Origin of the sequence: Oryzomicrobium terrae (genome assembly GCF_008274805.1) — a bacterium.
GTDB classification, from domain to species: domain Bacteria; phylum Pseudomonadota; class Gammaproteobacteria; order Burkholderiales; family Rhodocyclaceae; genus Oryzomicrobium; species Oryzomicrobium terrae.
The window spans coordinates 1,542,850-1,557,599 of record NZ_CP022579.1; the positions used below are offsets into that span (position 1 = coordinate 1,542,850).

Annotated in this window: 18 protein-coding genes; 14 read left to right on the forward strand and 4 right to left on the reverse strand. The window is 64.4% G+C overall.

Going from position 1 to position 14,750, the window contains the following annotated elements; all coding sequences use genetic code 11:
• Nucleotides 1-169: 169 nt before the first annotated feature.
• On the reverse strand, nt 170-982 hold the full coding sequence (locus OTERR_RS07140; protein WP_054620621.1) for an inositol monophosphatase family protein: 813 nt from the start codon (nt 980-982) through the stop codon (nt 170-172).
• 147 nt (nt 983-1,129) lie between these two features.
• Here OTERR_RS07140 and OTERR_RS07145 point away from each other — a divergent pair, with 147 nt between their 5' ends.
• From OTERR_RS07145 to OTERR_RS07210, 14 genes are all read left to right on the forward strand, one after another.
• The gene (locus OTERR_RS07145) at nt 1,130-1,951 is read left to right on the forward strand and encodes an RNA methyltransferase (protein WP_149425292.1); all 822 of its coding nucleotides are present in this window, start codon (nt 1,130-1,132) and stop codon (nt 1,949-1,951) included.
• A gap of 93 nt (nt 1,952-2,044) precedes the next feature.
• Complete coding sequence (gene cysE, locus OTERR_RS07150; protein ID WP_054620623.1) at nt 2,045-2,806, forward strand: serine O-acetyltransferase; 762 nt, start codon at nt 2,045-2,047, stop codon at nt 2,804-2,806.
• Between the two features lie 140 nt (nt 2,807-2,946).
• Nucleotides 2,947-3,453, forward strand: a complete 507-nt coding sequence (gene iscR, locus OTERR_RS07155; RefSeq protein WP_054620624.1) for a Fe-S cluster assembly transcriptional regulator IscR — start codon at nt 2,947-2,949, stop codon at nt 3,451-3,453.
• 46 nt (nt 3,454-3,499) lie between these two features.
• On the forward strand, nt 3,500-4,660 hold the full coding sequence (locus OTERR_RS07160) for a cysteine desulfurase family protein (protein WP_149425293.1): 1,161 nt from the start codon (nt 3,500-3,502) through the stop codon (nt 4,658-4,660).
• 65 nt (nt 4,661-4,725) lie between these two features.
• Complete coding sequence (locus OTERR_RS07165; protein WP_149425294.1) at nt 4,726-5,937, forward strand: IscS subfamily cysteine desulfurase; 1,212 nt, start codon at nt 4,726-4,728, stop codon at nt 5,935-5,937.
• Between the two features lie 45 nt (nt 5,938-5,982).
• Nucleotides 5,983-6,369 (forward strand): Fe-S cluster assembly scaffold IscU, encoded by a 387-nt coding sequence (gene iscU, locus OTERR_RS07170; RefSeq protein ID WP_054620627.1) that lies wholly within the window; start codon nt 5,983-5,985, stop codon nt 6,367-6,369.
• 72 nt (nt 6,370-6,441) lie between these two features.
• Complete coding sequence (iscA, locus tag OTERR_RS07175; RefSeq protein WP_054620628.1) at nt 6,442-6,765, forward strand: iron-sulfur cluster assembly protein IscA; 324 nt, start codon at nt 6,442-6,444, stop codon at nt 6,763-6,765.
• Nucleotides 6,765-7,295 carry a Fe-S protein assembly co-chaperone HscB gene (hscB, locus tag OTERR_RS07180; protein ID WP_054620629.1) on the forward strand — a complete coding sequence of 177 codons (531 nt, stop codon included), beginning with the start codon at nt 6,765-6,767 and terminating at the stop codon, nt 7,293-7,295. The genes iscA and hscB overlap by 1 nt, the downstream gene beginning before the upstream one ends.
• Before the next feature lie 82 nt (nt 7,296-7,377).
• Entirely contained in the window at nt 7,378-9,285 is a 1,908-nt protein-coding gene (gene hscA, locus OTERR_RS07185) for a Fe-S protein assembly chaperone HscA (protein WP_149425295.1), read from the forward strand.
• On the forward strand, nt 9,282-9,623 hold the full coding sequence (gene fdx / locus OTERR_RS07190; protein WP_054620631.1) for an ISC system 2Fe-2S type ferredoxin: 342 nt from the start codon (nt 9,282-9,284) through the stop codon (nt 9,621-9,623). The genes hscA and fdx overlap by 4 nt, the downstream gene beginning before the upstream one ends.
• Before the next feature lie 5 nt (nt 9,624-9,628).
• Nucleotides 9,629-9,832, forward strand: a complete 204-nt coding sequence (gene iscX / locus OTERR_RS07195) for a Fe-S cluster assembly protein IscX (protein WP_054620728.1) — start codon at nt 9,629-9,631, stop codon at nt 9,830-9,832.
• Nucleotides 9,833-9,853: 21 nt separating this feature from the next.
• Nucleotides 9,854-10,258, forward strand: a complete 405-nt coding sequence (locus OTERR_RS07200) for a DUF2237 family protein (RefSeq protein WP_054620632.1) — start codon at nt 9,854-9,856, stop codon at nt 10,256-10,258.
• A gap of 135 nt (nt 10,259-10,393) precedes the next feature.
• Nucleotides 10,394-10,615 (forward strand): YkgJ family cysteine cluster protein, encoded by a 222-nt coding sequence (locus OTERR_RS16710; RefSeq protein WP_149426464.1) that lies wholly within the window; start codon nt 10,394-10,396, stop codon nt 10,613-10,615.
• Between the two features lie 118 nt (nt 10,616-10,733).
• The gene (locus OTERR_RS07210; RefSeq protein WP_149425296.1) at nt 10,734-11,447 is read left to right on the forward strand and encodes a hypothetical protein; all 714 of its coding nucleotides are present in this window, start codon (nt 10,734-10,736) and stop codon (nt 11,445-11,447) included.
• 231 nt (nt 11,448-11,678) lie between these two features.
• Here the strand turns inward: OTERR_RS07210 and OTERR_RS07215 are convergent, their stop codons facing one another.
• The 3 genes from OTERR_RS07215 to OTERR_RS07225 all read right to left on the reverse strand — a co-directional run bounded on the left by OTERR_RS07215 (nt 11,679) and on the right by OTERR_RS07225 (nt 14,701).
• On the reverse strand, nt 11,679-12,563 hold the full coding sequence (locus OTERR_RS07215; protein WP_246154385.1) for a cation diffusion facilitator family transporter: 885 nt from the start codon (nt 12,561-12,563) through the stop codon (nt 11,679-11,681).
• 151 nt (nt 12,564-12,714) lie between these two features.
• Nucleotides 12,715-13,560 carry a phosphoserine phosphatase SerB gene (serB, locus tag OTERR_RS07220; RefSeq protein WP_054620641.1) on the reverse strand — a complete coding sequence of 282 codons (846 nt, stop codon included), beginning with the start codon at nt 13,558-13,560 and terminating at the stop codon, nt 12,715-12,717.
• A 67-nt stretch (nt 13,561-13,627) separates the two neighbouring features.
• Entirely contained in the window at nt 13,628-14,701 is a 1,074-nt protein-coding gene (locus OTERR_RS07225) for a 3-deoxy-7-phosphoheptulonate synthase (protein ID WP_054620642.1), read from the reverse strand.
• Between the last annotated feature and the right edge of the window lie 49 nt (nt 14,702-14,750).

Sequence of the window (14,750 nt, forward strand, 5' to 3'; positions counted from 1 at the left end):
AGGGGCTGTCGATAGCTCCCCGATTCCGTCACCCAGAACCGTTTTCCTCCCCCTTGCCCGGTGTTCGCTTGCGACGCCGGGTTATTTTTTTGTGATTTGGCCTGCTGCTGTCCGGATGAAAAAAACGGGAGCCCGCGGGCTCCCGTTCGGCTGTATTGCGGCCGTACTGTCAGGCGGGCAGGCGATCGCCGCGATGGGCCTGGATGATCGGCAGCAGTTGGCCGAACACCTTGGGGTTGCCGGCGACCACGTTGCCGCTGTCGAGGAAGTTGCCTTCGCCGGCCAGGTCGGAAATTAGCCCGCCGGCTTCGAGAATGAGCAGGGAGCCGGCTGCGCTGTCCCAGGGGGCCAGGCCAAATTCCCAGAAACCGTCGAGGCGGCCGCAGGCGACGTAGGCCAGGTCCAGGGCAGCGGCGCCCGGGCGGCGTACGCCGGCGGTCTTTTCGGTGATTTCGCGGAAGATGTTCAGGTAGGCGTCCGCATGGTCGAAGGTGCGGAAGGGGAAGCCGGTGCCGATCAGGGTTTCGGACAGCTTGACCCGGTTGGAGACGCGGATGCGCCGGTCGTTGAGGAAGGCGCCGCGGCCGCGGGTGGCGGTGAACAGCTCGTTGCGGTTGGGGTCGTACACCACGGCCTGGGTGACCACGCCCTGGTGGGCCAGGGCGATGGACACGGCGTACTGGGGAAAGCCGTGGATGAAGTTGGTGGTGCCGTCCAGGGGATCGATGATCCACTGGAATTCCTCGCCCTGGGCGCCTTTGCCGGGAGTGGCGCCGGTCTCTTCTGCTAGAATTCCGTAATTCGGATACGCCTCTTTCAGGACTTCCAGGATGGCCGCTTCGGCTGCCTGGTCCACCTCGGTGACGAAATCCTTGGGGCGCTTGGTGGCCACCTGGATACGGTCCAGGTCCATGGAGGCACGGTTGATGATCTGACCGGCGCGGCGCGCCGCCTTGATGGCGATATTCAGGGCTGGATGCATGGTGATAAAGAACCGAAATGCGGAACCGGATCCCGGTTCCGTTAGTGCCGGACTAGCTGGGTCGCTAGCCGCCAACTTCGCTAAAAAATAGCAAATCGGGCGGCGCCTGCTGGGGCCGCCCGACTCGTTTAATGGCTGCATTTTACTATGAACACCGTTCTCACGCCTCTCCTTCCTTCCCCGGGCCCTGTCGAAGCGGCTCTGGCGCGTATCCGCATCGTGTTGTGCCGGCCGAGCCACCCGGGCAACATCGGGGCGGCCGCCCGGGCGATGAAAACCATGGGGCTGACCCGGCTGGTGCTGGTGTCGCCGAAGAGTTTTCCCGATGAAGAGGCCACCACTCGGGCAGCCGGTTCCCAGGACGTGCTGGAAGCCGCTCACGTTTGCGCCACCCTGGACGAGGCCCTGGCCGGCACCGTGATGTCCCTGGCCCTGTCGGCACGCAAGCGCGAAGTGGGGCCGCCGCCCCTGGCTGCCCGGGAGGCGGCGGCGACCCTGGTCGATCTGGCGTCCCGCCCGGACGAGGCAGGGGGAGGTGAGGTGGCCCTGGTGTTCGGCAACGAGACGGTTGGTTTGTCCAACGATGAGGCGCTGCGCTGCAGCCGGCTGGTGACCATTCCCTCCAATCCGGCCTACAGCTCCCTCAACCTGGGGGCCGCGGTGCAGTTGCTCGCCTGGGAGGTGCGCATGGCGGCCTACGACCAGCGTCCGCCGGAATCGACCGTGGCCACGCCGTTTTCGTCGCCGGCGGCGGCGTTCGAGGACGTTGAAGGGTTCATTGCCCATCTGGAACGGGTGATGATCGACAGCGGCTTCCATAACCCTGCCCAGCCCAAACGCCTGATGCCCAAGCTGCGCCGCCTGTTCGCCCGGGCCGGACTTGAGCGAGACGAGGTCAATATCCTGCGCGGATTGCTGGCGGCGGTGGAGGCCAAAATGGCGCCCGCCAAGGCATCGTCCCCGGAATAAAAGTTGAGTGAAAAAGTCGGGTAATTTAGAATTTAATCAAATCCCGTTTTTCTGCTTTCCTCTCAATCCCCGTAGCCCGAAGAGACCGCTTCCATGTTCAAGCGCATGCGCGAAGACATCCGTTCCGTATTCGACCGCGACCCGGCCGCCCGCTCGGTGTGGGAGGTGCTGACCTGCTATCCGGGCATGCACGCGGTGTGGATGCACCGGATCGCACATTGGTTCTGGGGGCATCGCCTGCGTTGGCTGGCGCGCTTCACCTCGCACTTGGCGCGCTTTTTCACGGGCATCGAGATCCACCCCGGCGCCACCATCGGCCGGCGCTTCTTCATCGACCACGGCATGGGTGTGGTCATTGGCGAGACGGCCCTGATCGGCGACGACGTGACCCTCTATCACGGCGTCACGCTAGGCGGCACCTCGTGGAACAAGGGCAAGCGCCATCCCACCCTGGAAAACGGGGTGGTGGTGGGGGCCGGCGCCATGATCCTCGGCCCGATCACCATTGGCGCAGGTGCCAAGGTTGGCTCCAACGCGGTGGTGGTCAAGGAAGTCCCCGCCGGTGGTACCGCCGTGGGTAATCCGGCCCGGGTGGTGCTGCGTGAGGAGGGCGACAAGGACAAGGCGCGCATGGAGATGGCCCAGCAAATGGGCTTCTCCGCCTACGCCGTGGGGCGCACCGAGGACGATCCCCTGACCAAGGCCATCCATGGTCTGCTCGACCACGCGGTGGAAACCGACCGCCGTCTTGCCTTGCTGATCGCCCGTCTGGAGCAGATGGGCCTGTCGGCGGAAGAGGCCTTGGAGACGGCCGACAAGTTCGATCCCAAATACCTGAGTAAAATAGTTGACTAAATAGTTGACTGAAAAAAACGGGTATTGCTATAGTTGACTAAACGGATCAGGTATTGGGCTGGCCTTGTGTTGAGGCTGTGTTTACCGATTTCCTGAATCATTACGTCATAGAGATCGAAAATCGAGACTGCGAGGTTGCCATGCGACTCACCACCAAGGGACGTTTTGCGGTTACGGCCATGATCGACCTGGCCCTGCGCGGTCAGGACGGGCCCGTGACCCTGGCCGGTATCAGCGAACGGCAAAAGATTTCCCTCTCCTACTTGGAACAGCTGTTCGGTAAATTGCGCCGGCACCAGTTGGTGGAGAGCGTGCGCGGTCCCGGAGGCGGTTACTGCATGGCCCGGCCCCTGGATCAGGTTTCCGTAGCCGACATCATCCGTGCGGTAGACGAGCCTCTCGATGCCACCCAGTGCGGCGGACGCGAGAACTGTCACGGCGAGCACCGCTGCATGACCCACGATCTGTGGACCACGCTCAACCTCAAGATGTACGAGTACCTGAGTTCGGTGTTTCTCGCCGATCTGGTTTCCCAGCAGCAGGCCCGCCATGTCGATGCGGACGCTGCTGCGGTGGCCGGCGGCGTGACCAATATCCCGGCTGCGTCGCTGCAGCGTAGCCCGGCCAAATCCATGGCCGCGGTATAAGGCCCTTCGTTGATCTTGCTTTCCCTGGATACCCAAGGCTGACGCCGTGTTCGCCCCCGCTTACCTGGACCACAACGCCACCACCCCGGTCGCTCCCGAGGTGCTGGAGGCCATGCTGCCCTACCTGCGCGAGCAGTACGGCAACCCCTCCAGCCGCCACGAGTACGGCCGGGCGGCGCGCCGGGCAGTGGACGAGGCCCGGGAACAGGTGGCGGCCGCCGTCGGTGCCCATCCCACCGAGGTGGTGTTTACCAGCGGCGGGTCGGAAGCCAACAATCTCTTCCTCAAGGGCGCCACCTTGGTGGGCAAGCCCGGTGCCCTGGCGGTTTCGGCCATCGAGCACCCCTGCGTCATCAAGCCGGCCGAGCAGCTGGCGCGGGCGGGCTGGGCCGTGACCAAGATTGCCGTCGATCCGCTTGGACGCCTGTGCCCCAATGCCTATGCGTCGGCCCTGGCTGCCCATCCGTTGCTGGTGTCGGTGATGCTCGCCAACAACGAAACCGGGGTGGTGCAGGACGTGGCGGCCCTGGCGGCGCAAGCCCGCGCGGCAGGGGCCTGGTTCCACACCGATGCGGTGCAGGCCCTGGGCAAGATGCCGGTGGACTTCCGCGCCCTGGGCGTGGCCGCCATGACGGTTTCGTCGCACAAGATCTACGGCCCCAAGGGCGCGGCGGCCCTGGTACTCGACAAGCGTGTCGATCTCCAGCCCCTGATTGCCGGCGGTGGCCATGAGCGTGGCCTGCGCTCCGGTACCGAGAACGTGGCGGCCATCGTCGGTTTTGGCCATGCCTGCACTTTGGCGGTGGCGGGCCTGGCCCGTCGGAGCGAACACATGCGTACCCTGCGCCAGGCGCTGGAAACGGGCCTGGTCGGCCTGGGGGCGACCCGTTTCGGTGCGGAGGGGCTGGACGATGCGGCGCGCCTGCCCAATACCAGCTACTTTGCGTTTTCCGGCATCGACGGCGAAACCTTGGTGGGCAAGCTCGACCGGGAAGGCTTCGCTTGCGCCAGCGGCGCTGCCTGCTCCTCCGCCAACCCCGAGCCCTCCCATGTGCTCGCGGCGATGGGCGTGGACGCCGGCCTGGCCCGGGGCGCGGTGCGCGTCAGCGTGGGGGAGGGCAACACCCTCGCCGACGTGGAGCGTTTTTTGCAAACCCTAAAACAGACGGTGGAACGCTTGAAAAGCCTATCCACCTTGGCAGCTTGACCGGGCGCAGGCGGTAAAATACTGCCCCGCCCCTCGACCCTATTGACTCAACGGAGCACAGAAACATGCTGAAACTGCCGATTTACCTGGACTATTCGGCCACCACCCCGGTGGATCCCCGGGTCGCGGAAAAGATGATCCCCTACCTGGTGGAGAATTTCGGCAACCCCGCTTCCCGTTCCCACTCCTTCGGCTGGACTGCCGAAGCGGCGGTGGAAGAGGCCCGCGAGCAGGTGGCTGCGCTGGTGGGGGCCGATGCCAAGGAAATCGTGTGGACCTCCGGCGCCACCGAGTCGAACAACCTGGCGATCAAAGGGGCGGCCCATTTCTATTCCGGCAAGGGTAAGCACCTGATCACGGTGAAGACCGAGCACAAGGCTGTGCTCGACACCATGCGCGAACTGGAGCGCCAGGGCTTCGAGGTCACCTACCTGGACGTTCAGGACAACGGCCTGCTCGACCTGGACGTGTTCAAGGCGGCGATCCGTCCCGACACCATCCTTGCCTCGGTGATGTTCGTGAACAACGAAATCGGCGTGGTTCAGCCCATCGCCGAGCTCGGCGAGATCTGCCGTGCCAAGGGCGTGATCTTCCACGTGGATTCCGCCCAGGCCACCGGCAAGGTGGATATCGACCTGGACAAGCTCAAGGTCGATCTGATGAGCTTCTCTGCCCACAAGACCTACGGCCCCAAGGGCATTGGCGCCCTGTACGTGCGCCGCAAGCCGCGTATCCGCCTGGAAGCCCAGATGCACGGTGGCGGCCATGAGCGCGGCATGCGTTCTGGCACCCTGGCCACCCACCAGATCGTCGGCATGGGCGAGGCCTTCCGTATCGCCAAAGAAGAGATGGCGGCCGAGAACGTCCGCATCGCCACGCTGCAGCAGCGCCTGCTGAAGGGTCTCACCGATATGCAGGAAGTCTATGTGAACGGCGATCTGGAGCACCGGGTGCCCCACAACCTGAACATTTCCTTCGCCTACGTCGAAGGCGAATCGATGATCATGGCGGTCAAGGACCTGGCCGTGTCGTCCGGCTCCGCCTGCACCTCGGCCTCCCTGGAACCGTCCTACGTGCTGCGTGCCCTGGGCCGCAACGACGAACTGGCCCACAGCTCGATCCGCTTCTCCATCGGCCGCTTCACCACCGAGGAAGAGATCGACTACACCATTGACCTGATGCACAAGAAGATCGGCAAGCTGCGCGAGCTCTCTCCCCTCTGGGAGATGGTGCAAGAAGGCATCGACCTGAACACCGTGCAGTGGGCTGCCCACTAAGTCACCAATACTGGCCCACGCACCCCTGACCCTAGGAGAAACATCATGGCATACAGCGTAAAAGTGCTGGATCACTACGAAAACCCCCGCAACGTCGGCTCCTTCACCAAGGACGAAGAAGGCGTCGGCACCGGCATGGTGGGTGCTCCCGCCTGCGGCGACGTGATGAAGCTGCAAATCAAGGTGGGCAAGGACGGCGTCATCGAAGATGCCAAGTTCAAGACCTACGGCTGCGGTTCCGCCATTGCCTCCAGCTCCCTGGTGACCGAATGGGTCAAGGGCAAGAGCCTGGACGAGGCCCTCGAGATCAAGAACACCCAGATCGCCGAGGAACTGGCCCTGCCGCCGGTGAAGATCCACTGCTCCATCCTCGCCGAGGACGCCATCAAGGCGGCCGTGGCCGACTACAAGAAGAAGCAGGACGACAAGTAATCCCGCCGCGGGGCCGCCCACAAGGCAGCCCTGCCGGCCGACCGTTTTTTCTAGTCTTCTTCAGGAGTCATCATGGCTATCACTCTCACTGAAAACGCCGCCAAGCACGTCACCGGTTTTCTCAGCAAGCGCGGCAAGGGCGTCGGCCTGCGCCTGGGCGTGCGTACCAGCGGCTGTTCCGGCATGGCCTACAAGCTGGAATTCGTCGACGAGCTGGGTGACGAGGATCAGGTGTTCGAGAGCCATGGCGTCAAGGTGGTGATCGATCCGAAGAGCCTGCCCTACCTGGACGGCACCGAGCTCGACTACGCCAAGGAAGGTCTCAACGAGGGGTTCAAGTTCAACAACCCCAACGTCAAGGATCAGTGCGGCTGCGGCGAAAGCTTCAAAGTCTGATGGATCTGAGCGCCAACTACTTCGCCCTGTTCGAGTTGCCGACTACTTTCGAGCTGGACCGGTCGGCCCTCGACAGCCGCTACCGGGTGCTGCAGGCCGAGGTCCATCCGGATCGCTTCGCCGGCAGCACCGACGCCGAACGGCGCCGTTCGATGCAGTGGGCCACCCGGGTCAACGAAGGCTACCGGGTGCTGCGTCGCCCGCTGGAGCGGGCCCGCTATCTGCTCGAACTGCACGGCCATGACGTGGATGCGGAACGCAACACCGCCATGGCGCCGGAGTTCCTCATGGAGCAGATGGAGTGGCGTGAAGGGGTGATGGAGGCTCGCATTGCCGGCGATCTCGCCGCCCTGGAAGACATCCATCGCCGTCTCAAGCACACCCTGGCCGAACGCTACGACGAGCTGGGGGCGTTGATCGACCAGCAATCCGCTTACATCGAGGCTGCGGACAAGGTCCGCGAATTGATGTTTCTGGAAAAACTGCTGACCGAGGTAGACGACGCTCTGGCCGATCTGGAAGACGCCTGACGATTTTCCGTTTTGCCCCGGGCCCGAGTTGCCTGACGCCGTTACGACGGCGCCGTATCTAACCTTTTTCTACCCGAGAGCCATGGCCCTTCTCCAGATCGCCGAACCCGGCCAGTCCGCCGCCCCTCACGAACACAAGCTCGCCGTGGGCATCGACCTGGGTACCACCAATTCCCTGGTCGCTACCGTGCGTAGCGGCATGGCCAAGGTGCTCAACGACGAGCAGGGCCGCTCCATGCTGCCCTCGGTGGTGCGCTACCTGCCCGACGGCAGCATCGAAGTGGGCCGGGAGGCCCAGCGCCACCAGGCCGACGATCCGCGCAACACCATCGCCTCGGTCAAGCGCTTCATGGGTCGCGGCCTGCAGGACATCGCCCACGCCGAAGCGCTGCCCTACGAATTCGAATCGGCCCCGGGCATGGTCCGGGTGCGCACCCGGGCTGGGGTGAAGAGCCCGGTGGAAATTTCCGCGGAAATCCTCAAGTGCTTGAAGGTGCGCGCCGAAGCCGCCCTGGGCGGCGATCTGGTGGGTGTGGTGATCACCGTGCCCGCCTACTTCGACGATGCCCAGCGCCAGGCGACCAAGGACGCCGCCAAGCTGGCCGGCCTGAACGTGCTGCGCCTGCTCAACGAACCCACCGCGGCGGCCATCGCCTATGGCCTGGACAACAACTCCGAGGGTGTCTTCGCCATCTACGATCTGGGCGGTGGCACCTTCGACATTTCGATCCTGCGCCTGGCCAAGGGCGTGTTCGAGGTGCTGTCCACCGGCGGCGATTCGGCCCTGGGCGGCGACGATTTTGACCACCGCATCTATTGCTGGATGCTGGAGACCGCCAAGATCAGCCCGCCGTCGGCTGAGGACGCCCGCCGCCTGATGGAGCGCGCCCGGGAGGCCAAGGAATACCTGACCACCCACGACACCGCGCCGATCAACCTGCGCCTGAAGAGTGGCGAGACGGTGGACGTGGTGCTGACCACCGAAATCTTCACCGAGATTTCCCAGACCCTGGTGTCCAAGACCATCCAGCCGGTCAAGAAGGCCTTGCGCGACGCCGGCCTGCGCCCGGACGACATCCAGGGCGTGGTGATGGTGGGCGGTGCCACCCGCATGCCGCAGATCCAGCGCGCCGTGGCCGAGTACTTCAAGCAGGAACCGCTCAACAACCTGGACCCGGACAAGGTGGTGGCCCTGGGCGCCGCCAAGCAGGCCGACCTGCTCGCCGGCAACCGCACCAGCGACGACGACTGGCTGCTGCTCGACGTGATCCCCCTGTCCCTGGGCCTGGAAACCATGGGCGGGCTTACCGAGAAGATCATCCCGCGCAACTCCACCATCCCCATCGCCCGGGCCCAGGAATTCACCACCTTCAAGGACGGCCAGACCGCCCTGGCGGTGCACGTGGTGCAGGGCGAGCGCGAACTGGTGTCCGATTGCCGTTCCCTGGCCCGCTTCGAGCTGCACGGCATTCCCCCCATGGTGGCCGGCGCGCCGCGCATTCGCGTCACCTTTCAGGTGGATGCCGACGGCCTGCTTTCGGTGACCGCCCGGGAGACCATCTCCGGCGTGGAAGCCAGCGTCACCGTCAAGCCGTCCTACGGCCTGAGCGACGACGAGATCACCACCATGCTGCAGGACTCCATGGCCCACGCCAAGGACGACGCCTTCCTACGAGCCCTGACCGAATCCCGGGTGGAAGCCCAACGCTTGATCGAAGCGACCCAGGTCGCCCTGGCGGAAGATGCCCACCTGCTCAACCCGGCTGAACGAGAAAAAATCGACCAGGCGCTGGCCAAGCTTCAGGACGTGCTGCAAGGGGACAACCGTCGCACCATCAACCTGACCATGGACGCGCTGGTGGATTCGACCAACGAATTCGCCGCCCGCCGCATGGACCAATCCATCCGCCGCGCCCTGGCCGGCAAGAAAGTGACCGAAGTAGCCGAAAGCGCCTTGGGCGGCGCTGCGGCCGGAGAAGAAAAGCAATGACCCAGATCATCGTCCTGCCCCACGGGGAACTGTGCCCGGAAGGGGCCCTCATCGACGCCGAACCCGGCCAGACCATTTGCGAAGTGCTGCTCAAGCACGACATCGAGATCGAGCACGCCTGCGAGATGTCCTGCGCCTGCACCACCTGCCACGTGGTGATCCGCGAAGGCTTCGAGAGCCTGGGTGAGGCCGACGAAACCGAGGAAGACCTGCTCGACAAGGCCTGGGGCCTGGAGCCCACCTCGCGTCTGTCCTGTCAGGCCAAGGTGGGCGATACCCCGCTGACGGTGGAAATCCCCCGTTACTCGATCAACATGGCCAAGGAAGGACACCGGTGAGCACCATGAGCGGATTCAAGTGGACCGACACCCTGCGCATCGCTGAAGAACTGCTCGATGCGCACCCGGACGTGGACCCGACCAAGGTCAATTTCGTCGACCTGATGAACTGGGTGATGGCATTGCCCGATTTCGCCGACGATCCCAAGCACTGCGGCGAGCGCATCCTGGAGGCCATCCAGGCCGCCTGGATCGAAGAAGCCGAGTAAGCGGCAGAGAGCGGGGCGCCCATGAGCACCATGTCCGACCTGCCCGGTGGCGGGCCTCAGCTCAACGTCTTCGGCGAGCCCCTGGCGCCGTGCAGCGGTGGCCAGGGCGCGCCGCGTACCGGCTTCTACCGTACCGGCTGTTGCGAAACCGGGCCCGACGACCTGGGCAGCCACACCGTCTGCGCGGTGATGAGCGCCGAGTTCCTCGAATTCTCCAAAGCCCGGGGCAACGACCTCTCCACCCCCCGCCCCGAATACGGCTTCCCCGGCCTAAAACCCGGCGACCGCTGGTGCCTGTGCGCCCCGCGCTGGCAAGAAGCCTTCGTGGCCGGCCACGCCCCCCAGGTGGTGCTGGCCGCCAGCCACTACGGCGCCCTGCAATACGCCCGCCTCGACGACCTGCGTCAGTTCGCGGTGCAGGGCTGAGGCCGCCTCGCCTTGGTCGCGCCGTTCGACGCCATCCTCCCCTGGCCGGCCGCCTCCCCTGAGAACGATAGTTCGCCGCTGACGGCGGAGATCTCCTGCGCCACCTGTCGCGCCTGCTGCTGTCAGCTCGAAGTGATGCTGATGGGCGACGACGACGTGCCCGAACCACTCACCGAGCAGGATGCCTGGGGCGGCTGGGTGATGGCCCGCCTCGACGACGGCTGGTGCGCAGCCCTGGACCGGGACACCATGCTCTGCCGCATCTACGAGCGGCGCCCGTTCATCTGCCGCGAGTTTGCGCTGGGGGAGAGCGATTGTCTGGCGGAGCGGGCACAGTTGGAGCCGTTGCAGGGGTGATCCAGTCCAGTCTTGGAGCGGACGGTCAAGACCGGCTGCTTTAGGGGCTGTTTTCGGTCAGTCTAGTTCGTAGCTGCAATCTTTGGCCTATCTAATAGTCAGCGTCTACAGAGAGCCAATGGCAACCTTGAGCATCGCCAACCGAGACATGTTGTATTCGCTATCGTGGTACATGTTCGCAAGAAAGACTGCACTGCGCTCCGCACTCTCTTTCCGCGCACCGCTCTCAGTCACTGACCGGACGGACATCAGAGTCCATTACTCTGGCTACTTTTTAAATCTTCTTGCAGCGACCGAACTATTCCGCGAAACGACTACGCTGCAGCCAAATAACTTTGAAGCGCAATTGTATTCGCGCTTTGTGTTTGATGGATTCCAGGACGGAGAGGCGAACTACTTCTATATTCGTGAGCTGCGCAATGCGATTGTTCATCGCGGGTTGGACATCACGTCTGCTGCTCATTTTGATGGCGACTTTCCAATGATTCTTGCGGAGCCGGAGGTTAAAAATCGGAATGGAAGAATTACATTCGTTGCCTTTGACAAATACTTACTGCACGTCATAGAAAAGTGTGAATCGGTCGTTGGCTCGGTGATGCTTAATTGTTTGAATGCAGCAGGAATCTTTGAAGCCGCGATGGATGCAGAAGCTTCCGTTACTGAATACTATGAGGCTGTTGAAAATTCCGGAGTCATTCCTGCGTGCATCAAGAGGATGGCCTTGGCAATGGAATTCAAGCCCGAGTGGGTAGCGGTCGCCCACAGCGATGCAATGACGAAGTTGCGTGAAGCGTTGGCACCGTGTAATGCCATTAAGCCATCCATGCCTTAGAACTTTCGCATACTCAAATGCGGATTTTAGAGGTCAGCGTAATCTCGACCTAGACCTGAGCAGAATGTCAGCTTTCGGGCTGCAAGATTTGAAACCGGGATGTCGCAATTGGGTCGTTAGCCGATATAAAGGCTGAGTGCTAACACGCAGTTTTTGCGTAAGAAAAAGGGCCGAATTCCTTGTGGAATCGGCCCTTTTGCTATGTGACACAGCTTCGTTGTGATGTGTTTCTTACCCGTGGTTCGATGCCTCCCGCGGCTCCAGGTGCGTCGTCACCGCCAGGTCGGGCAGGGTGGCCTCTAGCCGGGCTTCGACCGCATCGAGCAGGTCGTGCCCCCGGGTGACGCTCCAGTCGCCGGGGACCAGGATGTCCACCTGGACGAAGGACTGGGTGCCGGCGCGGCGGCTCTTCAGGTTGCGGTAGGTGGCTTCCGGCGGGAGCACCGCGTCCAGGGCGGTGGTGAGTTCCGCCAGTTGCTCCGGTTCCAGACTGCGGTCCATCAGGCCGTCCACCGACGTTTGGCCGAGGCGCCAGCCTTCCAGCATGATGTGCAGGCCCACGGCGATGGCGATGACCGGGTCGAGCCAGTTCTGGCCGGTGAGGGCCACCAGCAGCACGCCGGCGACCACGCCCACCGAGGTCCACACGTCGGTCATCAGGTGGCGCGAGTCGGCGGTGAGGGCAATCGAGTTGAAGCGCTTGCCGGCCCGGGCCAGGGTGAGAGCGACAACGAAGTTGATCAGGGTGCTGAGGCCGGAGAAGGCCATGCCCCAGCCCAGGGCTTCCAGGGGTTCCGGGTGGAGCAGGCGCTGCACGCCGGTGCCGACGATGGCCAGGGCGGCGACGAAGATCAGGCCACCTTCAAAACCGCTAGAGAAGTATTCCGCCTTGCCGTGGCCGAAGGGGTGGCCGTCGTCCGGCGGGGTGCGGGTGACCAGGATCATCCACAGGGCGAAGCCGGCGCCGGCCAGGTTGACGAAGGATTCCAGGGCGTCGGAGAGCAGGCCCACCGAGCCGGTGATCCACCAGGCCACGGTCTTGAGGGTAATGGTGAGCAGCGCGGCGGCGATGGAGAGCCAGGCGTAGTGGTGACGTTGGGCGGTATCGGGCAGCACGGTTTTGGGGAGCGATCCGGAAAGCCACGCCAGTCGGGCATCTTCGGGCAGGGGGTCTGAAGATGCCCGACTGGCGCGGGGTTGCGGGCAGGCGGGTCGGAGCGCCAATACTGGCGCGGCTTTGCGACCTGCCTATGACAGGATTACACGATTACACGAACAGGTTGACCAGCCCGTCCAGGCCGACGTGGTTGAAGGCGACCGAGGCTTTTTCCCGGGTCGCCGGTTTGGCGCGGAAGGCCACCGACAGGCCGGCCTCGGCCATCATCATCAGGTCGTTGGCGCCGTCGCCCACGGCGATCACCTGGTCGCGGGTCAGGCCCAGCTCGTCGCGCAGGCGGCACAGGTGGTGGGCCTTGGCGCTGGCGTCCACGATGTCGCCGACCACCCGGCCGGTGAGTTTGCCGCCGGAAATCTCCAGTTCGTTGGAGGTGGCGAAGTCAAAACCCAACTCGATGCGCAGGCGCTCGGTGAAGTAGGTGAAGCCGCCGGAGAGGATGGCGGTGCGCAGCCCGGCGGCCTGGACCGCTTCGAGCAGGGGGCGGGCGCCGTCGGAGAGCAGCAGCCGTTCGCCATAGACCCGGGCCAGCACCCGGGCATCGAGCCCGGCCAGCAGGGCCAGGCGGCGGCGCAGGCTTTCCCGGTAGTCGATCTCGCCGCGCATGGCGGCTTCGGTCACGGCCGAGACTTCCTTTTTCTTGCCGGCGAAATCGGCCAGCTCGTCGATGCACTCGATGGTGATCAGGGTCGAGTCCATGTCGAAGCAGATCAGGCCGTAGTCGGACAGGGCCTTGCCGGCGGGAACGAAGGCCCAGTCGAGCTTTTCGGCGGCGAGCAGGGGTTCCAGGGTGGCGGCGAAGTCGGCCGGCCGGGTCACGCCGTAGAGCCGGTGCAGCTGGGGCGCGCGGGGCTCGGCCCGGGCGGCGCCGGTGGCCTGGACGAGGCGATCGAGGAGGAAGGTGGGCAGGGGGCCGCCCTGGATGACGAGGTCGAGCATGGCAGAAAGTCGTGCGGCGGCCGAGGGGCCGCCGCGGTAAGGGTGAAGGAGTCGGGTCTACGAAGAGTCAGCCGCGGCGGCTGGGCAGCACGTCGCGCAGCAGGGTGGCGGCGTCGCGCAGCATCTTCTCGGTGGTGGCCCAGTCCACGCAGCCGTCGGTGACCGAACAGCCGTACTTGAGCTGGGACAGGTCGGCGGGGATCGGCTGGTTGCCGGCCTCGATGTTCGATTCGATCATGGTGCCGACGATGGACTTGTTGCCCAGGCGGATCTGGTTGACCACGTCGGCCATCACCAGGGGCTGCAATTCGGGCTTCTTGTAGCTGTTGGCGTGGGAGCAGTCCACCACGATGTTGGCCGGCAGCTTGGCCTTGGTCAGGGCGGCCTCGGCCAGGGTGATCGACACCGTGTCGTAGTTGGGACGGCCGTCGCCGCCGCGCAGCACCACGTGGCCGTAGGGGTTGCCGGTGGTGCGCACGATGGTCACGCCGCCGTCGTAATTGATGCCGAGGAAGGAGTGGGGCCGGGAGGCGGAGAGGATGGCGTTGACCGCCACGGTCAGGTCGCCGCTGGTGCCGTTCTTGAAGCCCACCGGGGTCGAGAGGCCGGAGGAAATCTCGCGGTGGGTCTGGGATTCGGTGGTGCGGGCGCCGATGGCGGTCCAGGCGATCAGGTCGCCCAGGTACTGGGGCGAGATCGGGTCCAGGGCCTCGGTGCCGGCGGGCAGGCCGAGCTCGTTCACGTCGCGCAGGAACTGGCGTGCCTTGGCCATGCCCTCGTCGATGCGGAACGAGTCGTCCATGTACGGATCGTTGATGTACCCCTTCCAGCCCACGGTGGTGCGGGGCTTTTCGAAGTAGACGCGCATCACCAGCACCAGGGTGTCGGACACCTCGTCGGCCAGGGCCTTGAGGCGCCGGGCATAGTCCAGGCCGGCCACCGGGTCGTGGATGGAGCAGGGGCCCACCACCACGAAGACGCGGTGATCCTTGCCATCCAGGATGGCCTTGAGGGTTTCCCGGCCCTGCACCACGGTGGTGGCGGCGGCCTCGGTCATCGGGATCCGGTCCAGGACCTCCCGGGGCGTGGGCATGGGGTCGAATGCGGCGACGTGCAGGTCTTCGATGGCTTGCTCAATCATGGCGTTGGCTTCTTGCGCTTTCTTGCGTTAAGGGGCGCCCGGGAGGGGC

Excerpts from the sequence above, each read along its gene's own strand:
- hscB (WP_054620629.1), top strand. The coding sequence starts at position 6,765 with ATGGATCTGAGCGCCAACTACTTCGCCCTGTTCGAGTTGCCGACTACT.
- iscX (WP_054620728.1), top strand. The coding sequence starts at position 9,629 with ATGAGCGGATTCAAGTGGACCGACACCCTGCGCATCGCTGAAGAACTG.
- OTERR_RS07140 (WP_054620621.1), bottom strand. The coding sequence starts at position 982 with ATGCATCCAGCCCTGAATATCGCCATCAAGGCGGCGCGCCGCGCCGGT.
- OTERR_RS07200 (WP_054620632.1), top strand. The coding sequence starts at position 9,854 with ATGAGCACCATGTCCGACCTGCCCGGTGGCGGGCCTCAGCTCAACGTC.
- OTERR_RS07165 (WP_149425294.1), top strand. The coding sequence starts at position 4,726 with ATGCTGAAACTGCCGATTTACCTGGACTATTCGGCCACCACCCCGGTG.
- serB (WP_054620641.1), bottom strand. The coding sequence starts at position 13,560 with ATGCTCGACCTCGTCATCCAGGGCGGCCCCCTGCCCACCTTCCTCCTC.
- iscR (WP_054620624.1), top strand. The coding sequence starts at position 2,947 with ATGCGACTCACCACCAAGGGACGTTTTGCGGTTACGGCCATGATCGAC.
- hscA (WP_149425295.1), top strand. The coding sequence starts at position 7,378 with ATGGCCCTTCTCCAGATCGCCGAACCCGGCCAGTCCGCCGCCCCTCAC.
- iscA (WP_054620628.1), top strand. The coding sequence starts at position 6,442 with ATGGCTATCACTCTCACTGAAAACGCCGCCAAGCACGTCACCGGTTTT.
- fdx (WP_054620631.1), top strand. The coding sequence starts at position 9,282 with ATGACCCAGATCATCGTCCTGCCCCACGGGGAACTGTGCCCGGAAGGG.
- cysE (WP_054620623.1), top strand. The coding sequence starts at position 2,045 with ATGTTCAAGCGCATGCGCGAAGACATCCGTTCCGTATTCGACCGCGAC.
- OTERR_RS16710 (WP_149426464.1), top strand. The coding sequence starts at position 10,394 with ATGCTGATGGGCGACGACGACGTGCCCGAACCACTCACCGAGCAGGAT.
- OTERR_RS07145 (WP_149425292.1), top strand. The coding sequence starts at position 1,130 with ATGAACACCGTTCTCACGCCTCTCCTTCCTTCCCCGGGCCCTGTCGAA.
- OTERR_RS07210 (WP_149425296.1), top strand. The coding sequence starts at position 10,734 with ATGGCAACCTTGAGCATCGCCAACCGAGACATGTTGTATTCGCTATCG.
- OTERR_RS07225 (WP_054620642.1), bottom strand. The coding sequence starts at position 14,701 with ATGATTGAGCAAGCCATCGAAGACCTGCACGTCGCCGCATTCGACCCC.
- iscU (WP_054620627.1), top strand. The coding sequence starts at position 5,983 with ATGGCATACAGCGTAAAAGTGCTGGATCACTACGAAAACCCCCGCAAC.